General features: G+C 36.1%; 17 protein-coding genes. 8 read left to right on the top strand and 9 right to left on the bottom strand.

What is annotated here, in order from left to right:
* Positions 1-112 precede the first annotated feature (112 nt).
* The 4 genes from H9655_RS12330 to H9655_RS12315 are packed head-to-tail and all read left to right on the top strand — an operon-like array spanning position 113 to position 3,551.
* Positions 113-1,252 (top strand): betaine/proline/choline family ABC transporter ATP-binding protein, encoded by a 1,140-nt coding sequence (locus H9655_RS12330; protein ID WP_191814360.1) that lies wholly within the window; start codon positions 113-115, stop codon positions 1,250-1,252.
* A 15-nt stretch (positions 1,253-1,267) separates the two neighbouring features.
* Positions 1,268-1,918, top strand: a complete 651-nt coding sequence (locus tag H9655_RS12325; RefSeq protein ID WP_191814358.1) for an ABC transporter permease — start codon at positions 1,268-1,270, stop codon at positions 1,916-1,918.
* A gap of 16 nt (positions 1,919-1,934) precedes the next feature.
* On the top strand, positions 1,935-2,855 hold the full coding sequence (locus H9655_RS12320; protein ID WP_404826095.1) for an osmoprotectant ABC transporter substrate-binding protein: 921 nt from the start codon (positions 1,935-1,937) through the stop codon (positions 2,853-2,855).
* 12 nt (positions 2,856-2,867) lie between these two features.
* On the top strand, positions 2,868-3,551 hold the full coding sequence (locus H9655_RS12315; RefSeq protein WP_191814356.1) for an ABC transporter permease: 684 nt from the start codon (positions 2,868-2,870) through the stop codon (positions 3,549-3,551).
* A 51-nt stretch (positions 3,552-3,602) separates the two neighbouring features.
* On the opposite strand, the gene H9655_RS12310 is transcribed toward H9655_RS12315, so the two are convergent.
* A complete protein-coding gene (locus H9655_RS12310; RefSeq protein WP_191814354.1) occupies positions 3,603-3,752 on the bottom strand; it encodes a hypothetical protein in 150 nt (49 codons plus the stop codon).
* A gap of 130 nt (positions 3,753-3,882) precedes the next feature.
* Positions 3,883-4,560, bottom strand: coding sequence for a lysoplasmalogenase (locus H9655_RS12305; RefSeq protein WP_191814352.1), 678 nt, complete (start codon positions 4,558-4,560; stop codon positions 3,883-3,885).
* A gap of 91 nt (positions 4,561-4,651) precedes the next feature.
* On the opposite strand from H9655_RS12305, the gene H9655_RS12300 reads away from it, so the two are divergent.
* Positions 4,652-6,013, top strand: a complete 1,362-nt coding sequence (locus H9655_RS12300; RefSeq protein WP_191814350.1) for an aldehyde dehydrogenase — start codon at positions 4,652-4,654, stop codon at positions 6,011-6,013.
* Between the two features lie 83 nt (positions 6,014-6,096).
* Here the strand turns inward: H9655_RS12300 and trhA are convergent, their stop codons facing one another.
* Positions 6,097-6,744 carry a PAQR family membrane homeostasis protein TrhA gene (gene trhA, locus H9655_RS12295; protein WP_449757705.1) on the bottom strand — a complete coding sequence of 216 codons (648 nt, stop codon included), beginning with the start codon at positions 6,742-6,744 and terminating at the stop codon, positions 6,097-6,099.
* Positions 6,745-6,876: 132 nt separating this feature from the next.
* On the opposite strand from trhA, the gene H9655_RS12290 reads away from it, so the two are divergent.
* Entirely contained in the window at positions 6,877-7,446 is a 570-nt protein-coding gene (locus H9655_RS12290; RefSeq protein ID WP_225230610.1) for a DUF1836 domain-containing protein, read from the top strand.
* Between the two features lie 405 nt (positions 7,447-7,851).
* Here the strand turns inward: H9655_RS12290 and H9655_RS12285 are convergent, their stop codons facing one another.
* The 5 genes from H9655_RS12285 to H9655_RS12265 all read right to left on the bottom strand — a co-directional run bounded on the left by H9655_RS12285 (position 7,852) and on the right by H9655_RS12265 (position 13,048).
* A complete protein-coding gene (locus tag H9655_RS12285) occupies positions 7,852-8,859 on the bottom strand; it encodes an LLM class flavin-dependent oxidoreductase (protein WP_191814344.1) in 1,008 nt (335 codons plus the stop codon).
* A 229-nt stretch (positions 8,860-9,088) separates the two neighbouring features.
* Complete coding sequence (locus tag H9655_RS12280) at positions 9,089-10,186, bottom strand: CAP domain-containing protein (RefSeq protein WP_225230609.1); 1,098 nt, start codon at positions 10,184-10,186, stop codon at positions 9,089-9,091.
* Between the two features lie 349 nt (positions 10,187-10,535).
* On the bottom strand, positions 10,536-10,700 hold the full coding sequence (locus tag H9655_RS12275) for a hypothetical protein (RefSeq protein ID WP_191814342.1): 165 nt from the start codon (positions 10,698-10,700) through the stop codon (positions 10,536-10,538).
* Between the two features lie 46 nt (positions 10,701-10,746).
* A complete protein-coding gene (locus H9655_RS12270; protein ID WP_191814340.1) occupies positions 10,747-11,694 on the bottom strand; it encodes a MerR family transcriptional regulator in 948 nt (315 codons plus the stop codon).
* A gap of 289 nt (positions 11,695-11,983) precedes the next feature.
* On the bottom strand, positions 11,984-13,048 hold the full coding sequence (locus tag H9655_RS12265) for an AbrB family transcriptional regulator (protein ID WP_191814338.1): 1,065 nt from the start codon (positions 13,046-13,048) through the stop codon (positions 11,984-11,986).
* Between the two features lie 143 nt (positions 13,049-13,191).
* Between H9655_RS12265 and H9655_RS12260 the strand changes: the two genes are divergently transcribed.
* Both H9655_RS12260 and H9655_RS12255 read left to right on the top strand, forming a co-directional pair.
* Positions 13,192-13,896: an AAA family ATPase gene (locus H9655_RS12260; RefSeq protein ID WP_191814538.1), complete on the top strand. Its 705-nt coding sequence runs from the start codon at positions 13,192-13,194 to the stop codon at positions 13,894-13,896.
* A gap of 94 nt (positions 13,897-13,990) precedes the next feature.
* Complete coding sequence (locus H9655_RS12255) at positions 13,991-15,214, top strand: hypothetical protein (RefSeq protein WP_225230608.1); 1,224 nt, start codon at positions 13,991-13,993, stop codon at positions 15,212-15,214.
* Between the two features lie 195 nt (positions 15,215-15,409).
* Here H9655_RS12255 and H9655_RS12250 read toward each other — a convergent pair whose 3' ends face one another.
* Positions 15,410-16,078, bottom strand: coding sequence for a class I SAM-dependent methyltransferase (locus tag H9655_RS12250; protein WP_191814332.1), 669 nt, complete (start codon positions 16,076-16,078; stop codon positions 15,410-15,412).
* Positions 16,079-16,186 lie beyond the last annotated feature (108 nt).

The raw sequence follows: 16,186 nt of genomic DNA, 5'->3' as shown, positions 1-16,186 counted from the left end.
TTATAAAGTTTATAATATACTATATTAAGTAAGTAAAAAGTCTGATAAGAAGATTCATTTTACGGTGAAATGGGTATTATGCGGTAGAGGAAAAAAAACGGGGGTGTTATAAATGCTGAAATTTGAGCATGTGTCAAAAAAGTATAAGGGCGGCAAAATAGCTGTTTCTAATCTGAATTTAGAATTTAAAAAAGGTGAGTTCATTGTATTTATTGGGCCAAGTGGTTGTGGGAAGACAACAACAATGAAAATGATCAACCGCTTAATCGAACCAACTGAAGGCAAAATCTTCATTAATGGTGAGGATATTATGGAGAAAGATCCAGTAAAGCTAAGAAGAGAAATCGGTTATGTCATCCAACAAATTGGTCTATTTCCGCATATGACCATTCAAGAAAACATTTCTCTTGTGCTTAAGCTTTTAAAGTGGCCAGAAGAAAAAAGAAAAAAACGGGCAGAGGAGCTTCTTTCTCTCGTTGATATGACTCCGGATTATTTGGAGAGATATCCTCATGAACTGAGTGGAGGTCAACAGCAGCGTATTGGTGTCTTGAGAGCGTTAGCCGCTGATCAGCCGTTAATCTTAATGGATGAACCTTTTGGTGCACTCGATCCGATTACGAGAGATGCCCTACAAGATGAATTTAAAAACTTGCAGAAGAAATTAGACAAAACAATCGTTTTTGTTACGCATGATATGGACGAAGCTCTTAAACTAGCAGATAAAATTGTCATTTTGCGTGATGGACAGCTTGTACAATGTGGGACTCCTGAGGAAATTTTACGAGAGCCTGCCGATGAATTTGTCGAAGAGTTTATCGGAAAAGAAAGATTAGTGCAAGCAAAACCAAACATTACAACAGTTGAGCAAATAATGAATGCTCATCCTGTCACGATTACAAGTGATGAGCAGTTATCTAATGCGATCACTGTTATGAAAACAAATCGCGTAGACTCATTATTGGTTATTGATAAAGAAGGGGTTTTAGAAGGATATATTGATGTAGAAGCCATTGATCAAAATAGAAAAAAAGCAAAAAGCGTAGCAGATATTCTAAACCCGGATACATTTTCTGTGCAAAAAGATGCCCTTGTACGTGATACGATCAGGCAAATATTGAAGAAAGGGCTGAAATATGTGCCGGTTGTAGATGAACAAAAACATCTTGTCGGTATAGTGACAAGAACAAGCTTAGTTGATATCGTTTATGACTCTATCTGGGGAGACGAAGAGCTGGAGCGTGCACAGTAGAAGGGAGAGATGTAGATGAGTGCCATAATGGATTTTTTAAATAATAACGGTACGGAATTATTGATCAAAACTTGGGAGCATTTATATATATCAGTGATCGCTGCAGTTCTAGGTATCATTGTAGCAGTCCCTTTAGGTGTACTTCTGACAAGATTCGAAAAAGCCGCATCACCAGTAATGGCTGTGCTTGGCATGATTCAAACAATTCCAAGTTTCGCAATCTTAGCGTTTTTTATTCCTATTTTTGGAATTGGAAAAGTTCCTGCCATTATTGCTTTATTTTTCTATTCAGTCCTGCCTATCTTAAGAAACACTTATACAGGTGTGAAGGATGTTAATAAAAGCTTATTAGAAGCTGGGCGTGGGATGGGCATGACTGGATGGGAAAGAATTCGATATGTAGAATTACCATTATCCATCCCTGTTATAATGGCTGGTATTCGTGTATCGACTGTATACTTAATCGGTTGGGCTACTTTAGCTGCTTTTATTGGTGCAGGCGGTTTAGGTGATTTTATTTTTAGTGGATTAAATTTATACCAAACTGAGTTTATTATTGCAGGGGCGATTCCAGTTACGATACTCGCATTAATCGTTGATTTAATACTTGGAAAGTTAGAATATAAGGTTACGCCTAAATCAATGCGTGACAAAAAAACAGCATAAGGTGGTGATTAGTTTGATAAAAAGCAAAAAAATCTTCATGACGATGATGTTAACTATGACTCTTTTATTATCAGGCTGTTCACTTCCTGGTTTAAGCGGATCGAGTGAAGATTCAATTTCAATTGGAACAGTGGCTACATCTGAATCACAAATTGTCGGTCAAATAATTAAACAGTTAATTGAAGAAGAAACTGATCTCAGTGTCAATATGGTTAATAATCTTGGGTCTTCTATTGTGCTTCATCAGGCAATGGTGAGAAATGATGTAGATATATCAGCCACTCGCTATACAGGGACAGATATTGCAGGAGCTTTAGGAATGGAGCCGGTACTGGATCCTAATAAGGCAATGGAAGTAGTCCAAGAAGAGTTTAGCGAGAGATATAATCAAAAATGGTATGATTCATTTGGATTTGACAACTCGTATGCCTTTACCGTAACAGCTGAATTAGCAGAAGCAGAGAATTTGGAAACGGTATCTGATTTAGAGAAGTTAGCAAATGAAATAAATTTCGGTGTAGATACTTCATGGTTGAATCGTGAAGGAGATGGATATGATGGTTTTGTTGAAACATATGGCTTTGATTTTTCGAATGTGTATCCTATGCAAATTGGACTTGTTTATCAAGCAGCGGCATCAGGAGATATGGATGTCGTTTTAGCTTACACGACAGATGGGCGTATAAAAGCCTTTAATTTAAAAGTATTAGAAGATGATAAGAATTTCTTTCCACCATATGATTCATCTACTGTTGCGAGTAAAGAAATTTTAGAGAAGTATCCTGAACTTGATCCATTATTAGAAAGATTAATAGGAGAAATAAGTACAGAAAAAATGCAAGAATTAAATTATGCAGCAGACGGGGAATTAAGAGAACCGGCAATTATTGCTGAAGAATTTTTAGAAGAAAATAATTATTTCCGTGATAAGGAATAGGGGGTGGCATAAATGGATTTGATTTCTGACTTACTGACGTATTTTATAAATAACGGTTCTTATGTATGGGAACAGTTCTTTAGACATTTTCTAATGTCAGCCTACGGGGTATTATTTGCAGCGATAGTGGGTATTCCGGTTGGCATCTTAATAGCGAGATATGCGCGTTTAAGTAGTGTAGTTCTCTCGTTAGCAAATGTCATTCAAACGATTCCTGCACTCGCCATGCTGGCAGTATTAATGCTTGTAATGGGCCTAGGAACAAATACAGTCGTTTTTGCACTATTCCTTTACTCCTTATTGCCAATTATTAAGAATACTTATACAGGAATTAGGAATGTCGATCATACTTTAATTGAGTCCGGTAAAGCAATGGGTATGACAAAATGGCAAATATTAAGAATGGTAGAAATACCGCTTTCCCTTTCTGTCATTATGGCAGGGCTTCGAACAGCATTAGTCATTACAATTGGTATTGCAACAATAGGTACTTTTATTGGGGCTGGGGGCCTTGGCGATATTATTATGCGTGGAACGAATGCGCAAGACGGAACGGCAATCATATTAGCTGGTGCTATTCCAACAGCATTGATGGCAGTAATTGCTGATGTGATAATGGGTTGGTTGGAAAGAAGCTTAATGCCAGTGAAGAAAAAGAAACAGGGTCGAAATACGCAAGAAGAGGCTACTGCATAAAAAATGATGGTGATTCAATATGAAAATGAATCACCATCATTTTTTTTGTTCTTAATTTCCGTAACCATTTAACCCCGTCCCGAACGTATCAAATTCTGGTTTTCTTTCAATTCTTTCAGCAGCTGTCTCAACTGTCTCTAATTCATTTTCCTGATTTTCGCCATTATCTTGTGAATGAAAAGAATGTTGTTTCTTGTTCATACTGGTATCCTCCTTCTACAATGGTAAGATAAACATAAGCCTAAAAGGGAAAGAAAAACATTTGCCTATTGTCATTCTATGCGATTGCCCAATTTAGGTTATCTCTTTATTTTAGCATAAATTTCAAAAATTATCCTTTTGTTGGAATAGGTGTATTCGGTTTTTGTTTCTTCACTTGATTTACTGTTAAATGAAACAAGCTAAAAGCTATTAAAAATTGTGCTGTATAGTAGGTAATCATAATAATACTTCCTGAAAAAGGAACGGACGAAATAAATTTATTCCATGCTAACACACTATCAGAAATAACAAAGAGAAAACTACCAATTATGGCATACAGTTGCCCTGACATAATGGCGGACCAAAACATCATTGATATGACGGCGATATAAAGGATGACAGGTATAATTAATTCATTTTCGTTGCGGTAATTTAGGGCTGTAATAAACTTCGAACTCATAAAGATATCATAAGCAAGAATAGGGATAAAAGAAAGAAACCTTGCTAAAGAGTAGTTCCAAACCTTAAAAAAACCTATTGTATAGAAAATATGGCCGATTAAAAATGCAGTTAGTCCCACAACAAACCATATGAGTAAGCCGTCACCAAACATACAAAAAATAAGACCGAAAAAAATAAAATGGTAATGAATAGGTTTATTTTCTTGCTGATTGCGATATGTGTATAGAATAATAAGAAGCATCGGTACTAATTTAAAAAAGATCTTCATGGCTGTCGGTTGCTCAGGTATAAAAAATATATAAAGGACAGCAAATAGAAGAATTAAAATTGGCAGTTTCTTGCGCATAGGATTCACCTCATTTTTTAGTATATATTCAAGAAAGTAAAACCATTTTCCTGCAGGAGACATAACATTGAAAGTAGAAAGAGGGAAGAGCATGGACAATAATATTTTAGCACAGCAAAAAGCATTCTTTCATACGGGTAAAACAAAAGCTCTTACATACCGAGTGGACGCATTATATACATTAAGAGATTTAATTAAGGATAACGAAACTAGCATTGCCGAGGCGTTGCAAAAAGACTTACGGAAATCATTTTTTGATTCTTTTTTAACAGAGATTGCAGTCTTGTTAGAGGAAATAAAATTTACCATTAAACATGTGAAAAAGTGGGCGAGACCTGCAAAAGTAAAATCAGCATTAACTACGATTGGTTCAAAAAGCATGATTTATCCTGAGCCATATGGAAATACATTAATCATTGCACCATGGAACTATCCTTTTCAATTAGCGATTGCCCCACTAATTGGTGCGATTGCGGCAGGGAACACAGCAGTCATCAAACCTTCTGAATTAACCCCTCACACTTCTCGTTTAATTGCGCAACTTATCGCGGAGCATTTTCCGCCTGAGTATATTACAGTTGTGGAAGGAGGCGTGGAAGTAAGTGAAAGCTTATTAGAAGAATCTTGGGATCATATTTTCTTTACCGGAAGTGTAGCAGTTGGTCGAAACATTATGCAGGCAGCCGCTAATCATTTAACACCTGTTACGCTAGAGCTGGGAGGAAAAAGTCCAGCAATTATTCATCACGACGCCCAAATAAACCATGCGGCAAAAAGGTTAGTATGGGGGAAATTCTTGAATGCTGGACAAACATGTGTAGCACCCGATTTTGTTTATGTCCATCAAGATATTCAGGCTGAGTTTCTTAAGGAAGTCACAGTTCAGATCGAACGTCTTTATGGAGAGAATGCGATAGAAAATCCAGCTTATACAAAGATCGTCAATGAGAAGCATTTTAAAAGGCTTTCTACATTTTTAACAAATGGTCAATCTTATTATGGAGGGAGAGTGGATCAATCAAATCATCTGATCGAACCGACCATCTTAACCGAAATTAATTGGCAAGACCCGATTATGCAAGATGAGATTTTCGGTCCAATTCTTCCAGTATTGTCTTATAAGGAATTAGATGATGTCATTACCAAAATAAAAGAACAACCGAAACCGCTAGCACTTTATCTTTTCTCAGAAGATGAAAAAGTCCAGCAAAAAATCTTGCAATCCCTTTCGTTCGGTGGTGGTTGTATCAATGATACAGTGATGCATTTAAGCTCACCACATTTACCATTTGGTGGTGTAGGCAATAGTGGGATTGGCTCTTATCATGGACGGGCAAGTTTTGATGCATTCACGCATTATAAAAGCGTCTTAAAACAAACAACAAAAATGGATTTTCCATTTCGATACCCGAGCGAAAAGTCATTAAAGCTATTGAAAAAGTTAATTAAATAAAAAATAGAGAAGGGCTAAATGAGTAAGTAAACATCTGTCTCATTTAGCCCTCTCTTTTTAAATCCGTTGCAATGTTCATCTAATTAAAGAACATAAACATATACGCTAATAAAGTGACAAAGCGTACCTAATAAGATAAAGATATGAAAAATCTCATGAAACCCCATATGTTTAAATTCCATAAATTTAGGTTTGACCGCATAAATAACGCCACCAATTGTATAAAAGACGCCTCCTTGAATTAACCATATGAGCCCTGCTGTACTCAATGCTTCACTTAATGGGAGGAAGGCGATGATGATAACCCAACCGAGCATAATATACAAAAAGGTAGATAACCATCTAGGACAACTAAACCAGACCATTTTAAATAATACACCAAGAATGGATGTCGTTAAAACGAAAGCAAATAAACTGATCCCTAATACGCCATCAAGTGCTATTAAACAGAAAGGTGCATAAGAACCAGCAATTAAGACGAAAATCATGGAATGGTCAATTTTTCTCAAGAAAGCAATAACTGTTTCTTTTGCTATCACCCCATGATAGGTGGAGGAAGCAAGATAAAGTAACATCATACTAATGCCGAAAAAAGTAACGGAGAATATGGCAATATTTGTTCCGTTATGTAATGATGCTTTGATGATTAGCGCCAGTAAACCAATAAATGACAATATCGCGCCAACGAAATGAGTTAAGCTATTGATGGGTTCTCTTATAAACGACATGATAACACCCCTAGTAATATTATAAGTAGTTTTTAATACTACATATAATATTACTACTAACTATAATATATAGTCAACATTTACATTCTTTGTGATAGGATGTATGATAATAAGAAAAATAATGAGGGATCAATGATGGAAAAACAAGAAAGAATCAGACAAGGAAAGCCTATTCGCATGGAAGATATTCCTTCTATCGCTTTATATATGGATCAAGTTATACAACTATTTGAACAAAACTACCATTCTTATAAACGAAATGAAGATGAGAAGATTTTAACAAAAACAATGATTAATAATTATGCCAAAGGAAAATTATTACCTCCCATTAAAAATAAACGCTACAGTAAAGAACATATATTAACGATGAGCCTTATTTATCAATTGAAAGGCATTTTATCAATACAGGACATTAAAACAACGTTAGACAGTCTAAATCAGGAAGTGCAAAGAGATAAGGGGAATATAGAAGACGTTTATGAAATGTATGTAGACATGATAAATGAGAATGAAGAACAATTTAATGAAAATATTGAATGGATGGAGCAATCGATTGCTCAAAACTACAATGAAAAATTCCCCCAACCTAACAATGAAATGAAAGAGGTATTAATGATTAACTCATTGGTCCATATGAGCAACCTTTATCGCCGCTTAGCTGAAGCAAAAATTGACTCACTTTCTAAAGTAGAAGATAAGAAGTGAATCAAGTCTTTCACTAGTTAGCGTGTTTCGTTTATAGCGAACAAGGCTGATGGTAGTGAAATTTGATAGGCAATGAAGTGAGAAGGAAATAACTAGAGTTTGCTTAGAAAAAGTGTCCGGAAGGGAGATGTGCTGCGGGAAAAGCTGAGGAATGAGCAATGCTTGTGCAATTTGTAGAGTTGTATAGCAAAAATCATCATTCATAATATACATACTTAACGAAAGTGTACCACCAAGAAGAGAGAGTGAAAAATAATAAAAGAGGGATGAGGAAGGGTGCTTCGTACCTCATCCCTGCAACGCAGATTCCGAAGTGCTATCCGCGTTTTAAAAAGAACAAAGGCTTCGAAAGCAAACAGGTAACTAGATTTCAAGCAGTTTGTTTGCTATCGATAATCAAAGTTCTTAAGCATTTATTTCTTTCATTACATCTGCCACATGCTGATAAGATGCTTTTCTTTTATCATGGTCATAGATTTGACCATTGACGATAATCTCATTTGCTCCGGTTTCGCCAAGGAATATTTCGAGCTTCTCTTTCACTGTCTCGGGACCACCAATAATAGAAGAACCTAATTGTTGTTGTAATAATTGTTTCTCAATAGGTGTCCAAACTTCGTCCATATTCTCAATAGGAGGCAACATCTTTCCACGTTTATTACGCATCATACCTAAGAAAGTTTGGTAAAGAGAACTTGCAAGGTATTGTCCTTCTTCGTCTGTTTCCCCTGCAATGATATTCACCCCAACCATTACATAAGGTTCTTTTAATACATCAGATGGTTTAAAGCTCCGGTGGTATAAATCAATTGCTGGTAGTGTATTGTCTGGTGAAAAATGGCTAGCAAAAGAGAATGGTAAACCTAACTGACCAGCTAGTTGCGCACTATAACCACTTGAACCGAGTAACCATATTGGAATATTCAAGCCTTCCCCTGGAACCGCTCTAACTGGTAATGGCTGTTCAGAGCGGGAAGGATCAAAATAAGTTCTCAATTCTTCCACTTGTTGAGGGAAATCTTCGGCATCTGTTCGTCGTGTTCTTCTTAATGCCGCCGCAGTAAGTTGATCAGTACCTGGCGCACGACCTAAGCCTAAATCAATTCTTCCTGGGTAAAGTGTTTCGAGCGTACCAAATTGTTCAGCAATCACTAAAGAAGAGTGATTCGGTAACATAATGCCCCCAGATCCTACTCGAATCGTATTGGTTGCGCGGGCAATATCACTAATGACAATTGATGTCGCTGAACTAGCAATACCCGGCATATTATGGTGTTCGGCCAACCAATATCTCGTATAACCTAACTTTTCTACATGTTTGGCTAAATCACGCGAGTTCGCTAATGACTCACTAGGTGTCCCACCTTCAAGAACTGGTGCTAAATCTAAAACAGAATATTTTATCGTTGACATCGTTTTCAGCTACTTTCTTTTTAGTATCTGTACATATTGTAGCAACTTCTCTTACATGAATGAAATTATCTGCTTTTAAAATGAATCATCCGGTCATTAAAATGTAACCTGGTACGATCATTAAGGCAAAAACTCATTTAAACTTTTGGCGGTAGGGACGCTGGAAGTGAATAGATATGTTAAATGGTTTGTTGCATGAAAAAGGGCATGCCAGAGCATTCCTGCATGCTTATCTTTTCGTATAAAAATTTTCTGTGAAATAAGGCTGATTATCGTCATTAAATGCCACACCAACACCAAGAAGTTGGTAATCTTCTTTAAGAATGTTTTTCCTATGTCCAGCAGAATTCATCAAGCCTTCATGGGCAAAAATACTACTAAATTGGCCATAGGCCAAGTTTTCGCCCGCTGTTCGGAACAGAATATCATCAGCATTCATCCGGTCAAATGGCGATTCACCTTTTAAGTTATCATGACCAAAATAATTATTAACAGCCATATCAGCACTATGATCTCTAGCTGTTTGTCTTACGGGATCATCCCAAGTAAGTGTAGGTAAACGATAATTAACGCGCTCAGCATTTGTTAAATCAAATAACTGGAATTCAAAACCTTCCTTTAAATCTGCACTTTTTTCACCATAGAAGCCAACCTTTTTAAGTTCTAGCTCTTTAGAAATTAATTGAATAGCTGTTACTTGGTTATTTTCATGAATATCATAGAAAACCGTTAAATAACTATCATCGACTTCATAAAGTGCATAATTATTATCGGTTGCATATTGATAGTTGGTTATACCTTTCCGAATAGAACTTATCGGTTCCCCAAATATCTTTGTTACTTCGTCTTTTGTCATATTCATTTGAAAGCCATTTTTAGAAGTAATTAAATCTTGATTCGTATAGATGCCATTAATTAAATCATTCTCATCGTAAGAAATCATGATGAAATGATGATAATTATCATGATAAGTATGCCATTTACTACCATATTCATTTAATGTAATTCTTTGAGGGGATCCTAATGTATTCTCAACTTCAGTTTTCTCCTCCCCGATTTCAAAATTATAGACTGAAACTGTTTGATTATCAGGTTCAGATAATGTGGGCTTCTCGACTGATTCATCTTCCTCTGCAGAATAGTCATTAGGTGAAGGCTGAATCCATTGTTCGAAATTTATGATCATTTGATTAAAAGCATTAACAGCTTCTTCTGTAAAGCCTTGAACATCTTTTTCTTCAATAGATGATTGAATTTGTTTCAAGTGTTCGTTGGTCTTATCCCCAAGAGCTTCACTAATTGACGGCCAACTTATATAAATAAGCAAACATATTAAGAAAAATATACTAATCTTTTTCAAAATAGAATTCCTTTCTAACCTTGATACTACTCTTTATTGCCTAAATTATAGTCTCGTTAAACATAGGTAACAACTCATTCGACTTATCCATAATTCTCCATAAGGATATATTTCCTATTATTTACAGAATAACATAATCTGTTTAGGAAAATATAGTTTCTTTTAAAGAAAACGATAGTAGGAAAAGTCATTGAATGGAGAGATGATCATACTGAATACATGGGGGCGTTTTAGGAGAATAACATAAGAACGAAGAAAAAGAGTATTAACGTTTATTATAAGTTAATACTCTTTTAGAGGGTATTATCAGGTGTAATTAGTCTTTAAGCATTTGCATTTTGTGTTCAAATTTTTCTAACTTTCTTTTTAACATCTCCATTTTCGATTCGAGTTCATCTAGGCGAAAATCTACACGATGATGATTATTGTCCATTGTAACTAATAATTCATCCACATTATGCGCTTTTTGCTGATTTTTCATTTGATAAAAACCCCTTTATATTGAGGGGATACTCGCCCCTACAAATTTATTTTTTCCACTTTTGCCACCATTTCTTTTCTTGCTTACTCGCTGCTGCATCCCGGAAAGACAGCATCATATCTTGGAATGCGTCTTCTCGTTCGCGTAATCGATGTAAATATTCTTCATGTTCTTTTCTCATTGTTTCGACATAAATATCGCGATCGGCATTCATACTTTCTTTTAATTCATTTATTTCATTGCTAAACTCTGTACCTGTTAATTCTTGAGAGCTAGAAATATAATGAATCATTGTTTTGAACTCTTCAGAGGATGCTTCTGAAGATTCGGTTATTTTGTTCGTGATATAGTGCATTTGGTCTGTCGTTCGCTTCGACTGCTTCGCAACTCTTTTTGACAAGGTTTCGAGTGCTCCGGAGCTTTGTTTTGAAGCATGTTTCCATTCGTCAGTCATTTCTTGAATTTCTGCTTTCGTCTTTTCGTTGGATTTATATATGGAGTCAGAAATTGTTTTAACTGTATGAAGCGAATTTTTGGAAAGCTCCATTTTCATTTCGTCTACAACTTCTTTTTTAAAGCTCGTGTTTAATTCTTGCTTGATCTCTTGTAATAAATGGTCTTGGAATTGTGTCATGACCATAGATAGCTGTTCGATATTGAGAGGGTGATGATCTTGCTTAGTTGTTGCTTCATGTAGTATAGGATTCAATGAAGTTTCTAGGGGGCTCTCTTGTTGATCTGTCATAGCATTTGAATCAAGATGTTGTTTCAGTAATCTGCGAATCATTTTTTGACTTAAATTTTGATTACGCATTTTTTTAACGGTATCTAGTAAGCTAATTTCTTCATCTGTATAATATCTTGCCCCATTTTTAGAGCGGGGAATCACTAATATATCCTTTAAATCTTTTTCCCACTGTCTTAATGTTCCCGGCGGAATGTTTAACTGTTTAGATACTTCATTAATGGTATATGCTTGCATAATTTGATTCATGAATAACTCCCTTTCATCATAGTGTAATTTTTCATGTTTCGGAAGGGGATTCCGAACTACATAATAAATTCCGTATAATTAGCTATTCCGCATCATAACCCGTCTTTTCCTGCCGGCTGACAAAAGATATCAAAACAAGACGTTATTCCACAAATGTAGTCACTTTATAACGAAATTGACTATTTCGACAATAAATTTTGTAGATAAAAATGAGATGAGTAAGGAATAGGTAAAATGAACGATAAAGAGAATAGATCATTTAGTATAGGTAAAAAGGGTTACCAACTGGTCACCCTTTTTCTTTTCTATATCGCGAAAATAGAAGTTTTAAACAAGGTGGTACAATAAAGAAGATAAAAAATACCCGAAATAGTTGATAGCCGGTTACAACAGCTAATTGTGCATCGACTTCATGGGCAATAATAGCCATTTGATCCATTCCGCCAGGTGATAAACTTAAGAAGCTTGTTGCGAGAGAAAACCCATAAAATTGACTAAGAAGAAAGCTGAGCATCATGGAGATGACGATTAATAAAGCGCTGCTAAATACTCCTAAGCTTAATAATTTCCATTTGTTTTCAAGCTTTTCTGGATGCATCATGAGTCCAATGTTAATGCCAATAAAAACTTGTGCAATCTCTAGTAAGCTGTTAGGTAATTCTGGACCATTAATATGGAGCAATGTCATGAGACTTGTCGCAATAATAGGACCGAGTAGAAACGGGGTGGGAGCTTTCCATTTTTTAAATATAATAACTAAGATAAGTGATAGAATAATAAATGGAATTATGTCAGGAAATAATTGCTGCCAACTAGCCGGCTTTTCAATAGTTGGCAAGATGTTCTCACCATTATGAAAGAACGGACCAAAAATGAGAAAAGGGACAAAAAAGATAATAAGTATTAATCGCACGACTTGTAAGAAAGTAACAACAGTCACATTAATATCTTTTGTTTCTTCAGCTAATACGAGCATTTGTGACAAACCACCAGGAATACTACCAAGCAATATCGATGGATAATGGATACCAGTCAATTTTGCTATTAATAATGAAGTGATTAAACTAAACCCAATAATAAGTACTGTTAAAAATAGCATGGAGGGTAGTTGGTGCAAGATGAACACCATCGCCTCTTTTGTTAATGAAAGACCCATACTGTAGCCAATAATAAAAATCCCGATGTTTCTAAACGATTTTGGCCAGTACAACGTCTTCTTTGATATGATAGAATATAGCATAATACTTGTTATGGATCCTAATAGCCAACTTACTGGTATATGAAGTAGGGTGAAGACGCCCCCTCCTGCTAAAGCGATAATAACTGCTAGCAATAATGAATAGCTTTTGTTCATATGCAGACCTTCTTTTTCTTATGAGAAAGTTCGATTCTGGAAAGATATGTTTATCATACCATAGACAATGGCATATTTTCAGTAAATGATCAATGGGACATTAGGAAACAGGAGGAGAGACATTGCTAAAAAAAATAAAGAAAATGAGTAATAGTCATGAAAATACCTATCCTTTATCCATTCCTACGATTGCATCAATGGATGAAATTCAATTTAAGTCACCTGTAACATTCTTTGTAGGTGATAATGGTTCTGGCAAGTCAACCTTACTAGAAGCCGTTGCCCACCACTGTGGTTTTAATGTGGCTGGAGGGAATAGAAGTAATCGTTATGATTTACATGCATCCGAATCTTCTTTAGCTCCCCATATTAGGCTTTCTTGGATGCCGAAGTTAACAAATGGCTTTTTCTTAAGAGCCGAATCTTTTTATCAGTTTTCTACACATATTGATGAATTAGAACGGGAATGCCCAACAGGTTATAGTGGATACGGAGGAAAGTCATTACATGAACAATCGCATGGCGAATCGTTTCTATCACTCTTTCTCAATCGGTTTGATGGAGAGGGTATTTATTTGTTAGATGAGCCGGAAGCGGCACTATCGCCTGCAAGGCAGCTAGCTTTCCTAAGAATCATGCATGACATCGTCTCGACGGAGGAGAGCCAATTAATCATTGCCACTCATTCCCCGATACTACTAGGCTTTCCTGGCGCAACAATCCTAAATTTCGATAAAGGTAGAATTGCTGAAACAACCTACGAAGAAACAGATCATTACCAAATAACGAGATACTTCTTGGAAAATAGAGAGCGATATTTACATGAAATATTTAAAGAAGAAGACTAATCTAGCCTTGCTGTAAAGGCACGGATTAGTCTTTTTTAGTGCTTTCTAATAAGAATTCATCAAAGATTTGGCGTTGTGTGTTTATGGAAAATGGTTGATTGAGGCAGATAGAAGGAAAGTAGATGTTATGAGCAATGGAAACGAGGCTGATAGAAGAAATTTAGTAGTTATGAGCAGTGCAAACAATGAAAGCGATGCAAATAGAAAAAATCTAGCAGTTATGAGCAATGGAAACAATGAAAGCGAAGCAAATAGAAGGAATCAAGCAGTGATGAGCACCGCAAACAATGAAAACGCGGCAAATAGGAGGAATCTAGCAGTTATGAGCACCGCAAACAATGAAAACGAGACAAATAGGAGGAATCTAGCAGTTATGAGCACCGCAAATAATGAAAGCGAAGCAAATAGAAGGAATCCAGCAGTGATGGGCAGTGCAAACAATGAAAAGGAGGCAAATAGAAAAAATCCAACAGTTATGAGCAATGGAAACAATGAAAGCGAAGCAAATAGAAGGAATTCAACAGTTATGAGCAACGCAAACAAAGAAAACGAGGCAAATAGGAGAAGCCTAGTGGTTATGAGCAATGCAAATAATGAAAGCGATGCAAATAGAAGAAATCCAACAGTTATGAGCAATGCAAACAATGAAAGCGAAGCAAATAGAAGGAGTCCAGCAGTGATGAGCACCGCAAACAATGAAAGCGAAGCAAATAGAAGGAATCCAGCAGTGATGAGCACCGCAAACAATGAAAGCGAAGCAAATAGAAGGAATCCAGCAGTGATGAGCAATGCAAACAAAGAAAACGCGGCAAATAGAAGGAATCCAGCAGTAATGAGCACCGCAAACAATGAAAACGAGGCAAATAGGAGAAGCTTAGCAGTGATGAGCAATGCAAATAATGAAAGCGAAGCAAATAGAAGGAATCCAGCAGTGATGAGCAATGCAAATAAAGAAAACGAAGCAAATAGAAGGAATCCAACAGTTATGAGCAATGGAAACAATGAAAGCGAGGCAAATCGAAGGAATCCAGCAGTGATGAGCACCGCAAACAATGGAAACGCGGCAAATAGGAGGAATCTAGCAGTGATGAGCAATGCAAACAATGAAAGCGAAGCAAATAGAAGGAGTCTAGCAGTTATGAGCACCGCAAACAATGAAAACGAGACAAATAGGAGGAGTCTAGCAGTTATGAGCACCGCAAATAATGAAAGCGAAGCAAATAGAAGGAATCCAGCAGTGATGAGCACCGCAAACGAAATAATCATGATAAATAAAAGCATCCAAACGCAAAACGAAGAATCCTACTTACCCCTGTGAGAACAAAATCTATATACCTGCAATATTTTTTTCAAATGTACCAATATTTACTCTACATAATGTCTTCAAAGAACCTAGAATTGTAAGGGATTTACACATGTACTATTGTTATATATCGTTCATAGGTGAGAGGTAAGCCTTTTGTTGTTTGGTGTTTCTTGAAAATGTTAGTGATTTCTCGTAAATCGGAGTTAACTATTTGATAGATTTCTTCTTTTTGTCCAAAGCAACGATAGTGGATGAGATCAAGGGGGGTATGTAAATATTCAATCGTATGAAACGGGTGAATTTTAAACTTCTTGAAATTAGTCTTTGTGAAGATTTCTGTGAGATGTTGTTCAATTGGTATGGTATGTTGGTTGCCTGGAAAAAGAGAGGAAACCAGGTTGATAGCTCTTTTCCTTCATTTTCACCAGGGTGCAAAACTAAAATGAGCCCTCCTTCTTTTACATAATGAGGTAATTGTTGATAGATGGATGTGGGTCCTTTACGCGTAATTGCGAGATCAAAGAATGCTGGTTTAAAAGGAAGTTCATTTTTTGAATGAGCAACAATAAATGTAGTGTTATCAGGCTTTGTTTTCGTTGCTGTATGAATAAATTGGATAGAAGAATCCGCCCCAATCATTTGCTTGGCATATAAAGCATATTTTTTTGTGAATCGCCCATCCCCGCAGCCAAAATCAAGGGTAACTTTATCTTTTGTGTGTAGACAGACGAGTTGATCAAATATATTTTCTGCTATAGGTGAATCAATAGTAGATTGCCAAGGATATTTGTATGCTTCTCCGTTCTTGCTTATTTGCCTATACCATTCGGGAGAGTGAGGAAAAAGCCAATAAGTAGATAACGTAGGGTTCTTCAAATGAATACCTCCTATGTGTATTTTGGATAATAAAAAGTCAAAAATCACAAAAAGTAATCTATTGTAAATTTTCTAAAAATTTAATTGACATTGTCAAGAAGGAACGCT

Origin of the sequence: Cytobacillus stercorigallinarum (genome assembly GCF_014836495.1) — a bacterium.
In the GTDB taxonomy this organism is placed as follows: Bacteria; Bacillota; Bacilli; order Bacillales; family Cytobacillaceae; genus Cytobacillus; species Cytobacillus stercorigallinarum.
The sequence above is the reverse complement of the archived record's forward strand: the minus strand, read 5'-3'. Positions and strand labels throughout refer to the sequence as shown.